The organism is Geobacter grbiciae (assembly GCF_018531165.1).
GTDB classification, from domain to species: Bacteria; Desulfobacterota; Desulfuromonadia; order Geobacterales; family Geobacteraceae; genus Geobacter; species Geobacter metallireducens.
On record NZ_JAHDIW010000011.1, the window covers coordinates 141,373 to 147,926 of the forward strand.

A 6,554-nucleotide genomic window follows, 5' to 3' on the forward strand; every position below is an offset into this window, starting at 1 on the left:
GAATAAAGAGTAAACACTTTTCTCAGCGAAGGACGGATAATACTATGGCCATCAGCAGCTGTCAACCCTAAAATATATGTCAATAATAGACTTCCATGAGGCACAGCCCCTGAGGGGGGGCTGTCGGGCCGGCAAAACGTTCTCCAGGATACCGAAACAGAAGCGCCACGTCATCGGCACTTCGCCTCCCCCGGCCAACCTCTACGAGGGTGCCAACCATGATCCGGACCATGTTGCGCAGGAATCCGGAACCCTTTACGTGAACATGGAGGAGATCCCCTTCCAGTGCCAGGTCCACGGCATCTATCCGCCGGACTGTGGTCCGCGCGGCACAACCTGCCGTGCGGAATGAGGCAAAATCATGCTCACCGACCATATGGCTGGCCCCCCTTTCCATGGCTGCCAGATCAAGCGTTTCCCTCACGTGCCAGGCATAGTGGCGGCAAAGGGGAGAGCGGCCCCCCCCCCGGTGAATGGTATAGCGGTAGTGCTTGCCTGCGGCATCAAAGCGCGGGTTAAAGCCGTCCGGGGCCTCCAGCGCTTCCACCACGGCGATATCGGGAGGAAGAAGCGCATTGAGCCCATCGGAGAAGGCCCGCATCGGCAGCCCTTTGGCGGTGGTAAAGGCGGCAACCATGCCCCGGGCGTGGACACCGGCATCGGTGCGACCAGAGGAATGCACGCGAACCGGTTCCTTCAGCAGCCTCGCCAACGCCTCTTCGACCACCTGCTGGACAGAGATGCCGTTGGGCTGAATCTGCCAGCCCGCGTAGTTTGCACCGTCGTACTCGAGAACAAGTTTAATGGTATGCATAAAAATTAAGGACGCCCTGAAGGGCGTCCCGCTCATGGTGACATGTTGCCATGCGTCCCGGCTGGGGGGACACACGAACAGGCCCTACCTGAGATACCTTTCGATCAGGATCTCGGCGATCTGGACGGCATTCGTGGCCGCACCCTTGCGGATATTGTCCGCCACCACCCAGAGGTTGAGGCCGTTGGCGATGGACTCGTCCTCACGGATGCGCCCCACGAGGGTCAGGTCCTGGCCGGCAGCGTCGATGGCCATGGGATAGGATGACGTGGCCGGATCGTCCACCAGCTCCACCCCGGGCGCCTTTGCCAGAAGTTCGCGGGCCGTGGCCACGGTCAGCTTGTTCTCGGTTTCGATATTCACTGACTCGGAGTGGCCGTAGAAGACCGGCACTCGAACTGCAGTGGCGGTTACCCCGATGTTCGCCTCAAGAATCTTCCGGGTTTCGTGCACCATCTTCATCTCTTCCTTGGTATAACCGTTGTCACCGAAGGAATCGATCTGAGGAAGGCAGTTGAAGGCGATCTGGTGGGGGTAGGTCGCCACTTCCGGCGACTTCCCCTGAAAAAGGGTGACCACCTGTTTCTGTAGCTCTTCAATAGCTTTCTTGCCGGTGCCGGAAACAGCCTGGTAGGTGGAGACCACGATCCGCCTGATGACAGCGTGGTCGTGGAGCGGCTTCAGGGCCACCACCATCTGGATGGTGGAGCAGTTGGGGTTGGCGATGATACCCTTCTTCCGGTAGTCGGCGATGGCGTGGGGATTCACCTCGGGAACCACCAGCGGCACGTCCGGATCCATCCGCCAGGCACTGGAGTTGTCGATACAAACGGCGCCGGCAGCTGCCGCCGCGGGACAGAAATCCCGGGAACGGTCGCCGCCAGCCGAAAAGAGGGCGATGTCGATCCCCTCAAAGGAGTCGCGGGTCAGCTCTTCCACCATCACCGGCTTTCCCTTGAACTCCAGCACCTCGCCGGCGCTCCGGGCACTGGCCAGGTAGCGGATCTTCCCCACAGGGAAGTTGCGCTCTTCGAGGCATTCGATCATCTGGCCACCGACGGCGCCAGTGGCGCCGACGACGGCCACGTTCCACAGTTTTGCCATTACTTATTTCTCCACGAGGATACGGAGCATCCGGCGCAGGGGCTCGGCAGCCCCCCAGAGGAGTTGATCGCCGCAGGTGAAGGCCTGCATGTACTGGGGGCCCATCTTCATCTTGCGGACCCGGCCGATAGGGACTGTGAGAAGCCCGGATACCGCGGCGGGGGTCAGGTCGGCCAAGGTGTCGGCCTTGGTGTTGGGGACGAACTTGACCCACTGGTTGTCGTTCTTGATCAGCTCTTCAATATCGCCCAGGGGGACGTCCTTGTTCAGCTTGATGGTCAGGGCCTGGCTGTGACAGCGCATGGCGCCGACGCGGACGCAGATGCCGTCCACCGGGATCGGGGTGGTTGTGCCGAGGATCTTGTTGGTCTCGGCGAAGCCCTTCCACTCCTCCCGGCTCTGGCCGTCCTCCACCTCCCGGTCGATCCAGGGAAGGACGCTGCCAGCCAGGGGGAAGCCGAACTCTTTCGTCGGCAGGGCGTCGCCGCGCAGGGTGGCGGTCACATCCCGGTCGATGTCGAGGATGGCCGACGAGGGATTCTTGAGGAGGTCAGCCACGGAACCGTGGAGGGTTCCCATCTGGGAGAGGAGTTCGCGCATGTTGGGGGCACCGGCGCCGGAAGCAGCCTGGTAGGTCATGGAGGTGAGCCACTCCACGAGGCCGGCCCGAAAAAGCCCTCCCAAGGCCATGAGCATGAGGCTCACGGTGCAGTTGCCGCCGATGAAATCCTTTTGCCCCTTGGCCAGGGCCGCGTCGATGACGTTGCGGTTCACCGGGTCGAGGATGATGACCGCATTCGGCTCCATCCGGAGGGTGGAGGCCGCGTCGATCCAGTATCCCTGCCACCCTTGCTTGCGGAGTTCCGGGTGGACGGCCTTGGTGTAGTCGCCACCCTGGCAGGTAACGATGATGTCGAGCTTTTTCAGTTCTTCAATGTCATCGGCACTCTTGAGGGTGCCTGCATTCATGGGGGCAGGCTGCCCCGCCTGGGAGGTGCTGAAGAAAACCGGCTCGATGCCGGTGTTGAAATCCCCCTCCTCCACCATCCGCTGGAGGAGAACCGAACCGACCATACCGCGCCAACCGACGATTCCTACTTTCATGGGCAGAACTCCTTTTTCGGGAATAAGGTAAATCCGTTACAGGGCCACGATGATCGCGTCACCCATCTCTTTGGTGTTGACGAGCTTTTCGCCCGGCTTCTCCTGAAAGATGTCACGGGTCCGACATCCCTGGTCGAGCACCTTGGCCACGGCGTTGTCAATGGCATCGGCCGCGTCCACCATGCCGAAGGAGAAGCGGAGCATCATCCCCATGGAGAGGATCTGGGCGATGGGGTTCGCAATCCCTTGCCCCGCAATGTCCGGGGCGCTGCCGCCGGAGGGCTCGTACATGCCGAAGGTCCCCTCGGCAAGCGACGCGGAGGGGAGCATCCCCAGGGAGCCGGTCAGCATGGCTGCCTCATCGGAGAGGATATCGCCGAACATGTTCTCGCAGAGGATGACATCGAACTGCTTGGGCCAGCGGACCAGCTGCATGGCAGCATTGTCCACGTACATGTGGGAGAGCTCCACGTCCGGGTATTCCTTGGCAATGCCGGTGACCACCTCGCGCCAGAGGACCGACGAGGAGAGAACGTTGGCCTTGTCGATGGAGCAGACCTTTTTGCCCCGCTTGCGAGCCGCCTGGAAGGCAACGTGGGTGATCCGTTCGATCTCGGGGACACTGTAGCGCATGGTGTCGAAGCCGACCCGGTCGCGCCCCTCGCCTTCGATCCCCTTGGGCTGGGCAAAGTAGATGCCGCCGGTCAGCTCGCGGATAACCAGCACGTTGAAACCGCCGGCGATGACCTCCTCCTTGAGGGAAGAAGCGCCCGTCAGGGACGGGAAAATGATGGCCGGCCGCAGGTTGGCGTAGAGACCGAAGATCTTTCTGAGGGGAAGGAGCGCGCCCCGCTCGGGCTGCTCATCCGGGGGAAGCGTCTCCCACTTGGGGCCGCCCACGGAGCCGAAGAGGATGGCATCGGACGTCTTGCAGATAGTAATGGTAGTTTCGGGGAGGGCCTTCCCTTCAAGGTCAATACCGGCGCCCCCGACATTGGCGTGGGTCCGCTCGAATTTCACGTCGTACTTCTTCTCTATGGCGTCCAGCACCCGGAGCGCCTCGGCCATAACCTCGGGACCGATGCCGTCACCGGGAAGAACCGCCACCTTGAACACCTGAGACATCCCTACACCCCCGCACAAGAAATATACAAAAGTACTTAATGCTATTGAGCAAAGTCTCTGTTGTCAACAAAAAACCGGCAAAGTGAAATCAGCCCAAACGAGGGGGAGACCCTGATTAGCTGCAGGAAAATTGAGCATTGGGAAGGGGCAGACCAATGGGAAGGGATGACGTAAAAGGGGCGCCTGCCGCATACGACAGACGCCCCGGGTTTAAATACCGCCGGCAAACAGCAAGGCAACCCTCACTGTCCGGCCAGAGGACCTACCAGGCCTCACCGGTTGTGTTCTGGTGGGAGCCGTGGCAATCCGCGTCGCAGGACGGCGTGTCATAGCGGCTTGCCGATGTCGCCTTGGTGTAGCGCAACAATTTGTCCTGCAAGCTGGGGGTCCCGCCACCTTTCCCGTCAGGATAGTACCGGCTTGGCAGTCCCGAAGTGAAGGTCACAATCAACCGGCTTACCTTGCCGCCATGGGGTACCCGCGTGTGGCAATACACGCAGGGGTATTTAGAGTGGTTGCTTTCCGAGTGCGTGTTGTTCGTATTGACGAGGGGGTGGCAGTTCTTGCAGAACAGCTTGCTGTTGCTGGCGTCACCGAGCTTCCAGAGCTGGCCGGTGGCGGAGTTGTAGGGCCAGTCCCTGCCGACGCCAACCAACTTGCCATCGGCGCCGTGGCAGTCGAAGCACTTCATTGTCTGCTTGCCCATGTTGACGTTCCAGGGCGAAGACAGTTGAGTCTTCACAAGGGCCTTGGGCGCGGGAGAATTGGGGTAATTGTTGAGACCGGTGACAATGGGGTGGCCGGAGCGGTTATACTGGCTGAATTCCATGGCTTGGTCGGTAAGAAGCAGCCCCGACGGTCCCGTCACGCCGCTCACGCTATTGGTGGTTGAACCAAGACCGTTGGATGAGTGGCACTTGACGCATACCTGGTACTCCTTGGTTGCAGGAGTAACCTTTGTGTACGATGACGGTGCCGTCCAGATCCCACTGGTAACCGGTTCCACGCCGTTATAGGCGGCGAAATTCGCGGCGTAATCACCATGCTTGCTCAAATGCGTCTCGGCCCCGTGGCAGTTGGAGCAGGTATAGGGCTGTCCCGCCACACCAGTGGCAATGGTATCCTTGACGGCAGCAACGGTGCTGTCATGGCAGGTCTGGCAGACGGTGGCGACAAAACCGCCGTGCTGGGTGACCAGATTGGTTCGATGACAGGAACCGCACGTGCCCGTCCCTATGGTTGCCACGTGTCCCGCCATGGCCGGAGCGGCCAAAGCGAGGAGCGCGATGAATGTGATCCCGATGCGCTTCATTTCGTTTCTCCTTTCAGTTCCTGGACTCTGATTAGTCTCACTACGTTACTGTACCTGGAAGGCACCCTCGGCAACGTAGAGGCTGTTCGAAGTGGGGGTGACACGGAACTTCATCCAGCCGTAGCCGTTCATCTGCTGGGCGATGGAAGTGACGTCGATATCCTTCCACCCGGTGCTGCTCGTGCTGTAGCTCGTGTAGTAGCGGGTGTTCACCGAGGTTCCGTTGGACTGGTACGGGTAGATCCTCAAGGTCCGCGAGGAACTGATGGAGGAGACATACACCCGCAGCACCACCTTGGTGGCGGTCAGGGCATCGCGGTTCAGTTTCATGGCGATGACGTAGTTGCTGCCGCTGCTGCCATACTGCAGCAGGTAGCGGTCGGTAGTGTTGCCGTCGCGGAAGTTGGCGGTGACGTCGCTGCTGTTGCTGTCCGAGGAGGTGACGGAGTAGAGCCGCTGCATGGACAGAACCTGGTCGGCAAAGACCGAGCTGCTGGTCGGGGCCGCCTGGACGGTGACGATGGTGGTGGCGCTGGCGCTGGCGCCGGCGTTGTCGGTGACGGTCAGGGTCACGGTGTAGGTGCCGGCCGTGGCGTAGGTCTTGGTGACGGAGACGCCACTGCCGGTGGTGCCGTCGCCGAAGGTCCAGGCGTACGATACGATGGTGCCGTCCGGGTCGCTGGAAGCGGCCCCGGAGAGGGTCACTGCCTTGTTGACGGTGGTGGTCACATTGGCGCCGGCGTTGGCCACCGGAGGCTGGTTGCCGTAAGCGGCGTGGCAGGAGGTGCAGGTCTGCGGTATGCCGGCCATGCCATCGTTGATGGCTTTCTGGTAGCCGGCGTTAGTGTTGTTGTGACAGGTGAAGCAGTAAACCATTTTCTCTTCATGGGCGGCGATGAAGCCGGTGGTGCTGTTGAGGGTGACCATGTCGTGCTGCTTCGCATGGTTGCCGAAGCCGCCGATGGCGTTGTGGCAGTCGGCACAGACAACCGGTTGGCCACCGAGACCTTTCTGAACAGCCGCGGTTATGGCCGTGTTGGTGCTGGCGTGGCAGGCGGCGCACTGGAAGCCCCGCTGGGCGTGCAGGTCGGTCAG

6 protein-coding genes are annotated in these 6,554 nt (G+C 61.1%); all 6 read right to left on the reverse strand.

Annotated elements, in window-relative coordinates:
- Window positions 1–79: 79 nt before the first annotated feature.
- Window positions 80–814: a tRNA pseudouridine(38-40) synthase TruA gene (gene truA / locus KJB29_RS13815; protein ID WP_215735031.1), complete on the reverse strand. Its 735-nt coding sequence runs from the start codon at window positions 812–814 to the stop codon at window positions 80–82.
- Between the two features lie 84 nt (window positions 815–898).
- Window positions 899–1,918 (reverse strand): aspartate-semialdehyde dehydrogenase, encoded by a 1,020-nt coding sequence (locus tag KJB29_RS13820; protein ID WP_215735032.1) that lies wholly within the window; start codon window positions 1,916–1,918, stop codon window positions 899–901.
- A gap of 3 nt (window positions 1,919–1,921) precedes the next feature.
- Complete coding sequence (gene asd, locus KJB29_RS13825) at window positions 1,922–3,022, reverse strand: aspartate-semialdehyde dehydrogenase (RefSeq protein ID WP_004514733.1); 1,101 nt, start codon at window positions 3,020–3,022, stop codon at window positions 1,922–1,924.
- A gap of 36 nt (window positions 3,023–3,058) precedes the next feature.
- Window positions 3,059–4,147 (reverse strand): 3-isopropylmalate dehydrogenase, encoded by a 1,089-nt coding sequence (leuB, locus tag KJB29_RS13830; protein WP_004514732.1) that lies wholly within the window; start codon window positions 4,145–4,147, stop codon window positions 3,059–3,061.
- A 262-nt stretch (window positions 4,148–4,409) separates the two neighbouring features.
- Window positions 4,410–5,459 carry a hypothetical protein gene (locus tag KJB29_RS13835; protein WP_004514731.1) on the reverse strand — a complete coding sequence of 350 codons (1,050 nt, stop codon included), beginning with the start codon at window positions 5,457–5,459 and terminating at the stop codon, window positions 4,410–4,412.
- A gap of 45 nt (window positions 5,460–5,504) precedes the next feature.
- Window positions 5,505–6,554, reverse strand: a 1,050-nt coding sequence (locus KJB29_RS13840) for a PKD domain-containing protein (RefSeq protein WP_215735033.1), incomplete at its 5' end; no start/stop codon positions are given.

Coding starts and splice junctions, on each gene's coding strand:
- KJB29_RS13820 (WP_215735032.1), bottom strand. CDS start 1,918: ATGGCAAAACTGTGGAACGTGGCCGTCGTCGGCGCCACTGGCGCCGTC.
- leuB (WP_004514732.1), bottom strand. CDS start 4,147: ATGTCTCAGGTGTTCAAGGTGGCGGTTCTTCCCGGTGACGGCATCGGT.
- KJB29_RS13835 (WP_004514731.1), bottom strand. CDS start 5,459: ATGAAGCGCATCGGGATCACATTCATCGCGCTCCTCGCTTTGGCCGCT.
- asd (WP_004514733.1), bottom strand. CDS start 3,022: ATGAAAGTAGGAATCGTCGGTTGGCGCGGTATGGTCGGTTCGGTTCTC.
- truA (WP_215735031.1), bottom strand. CDS start 814: ATGCATACCATTAAACTTGTTCTCGAGTACGACGGTGCAAACTACGCG.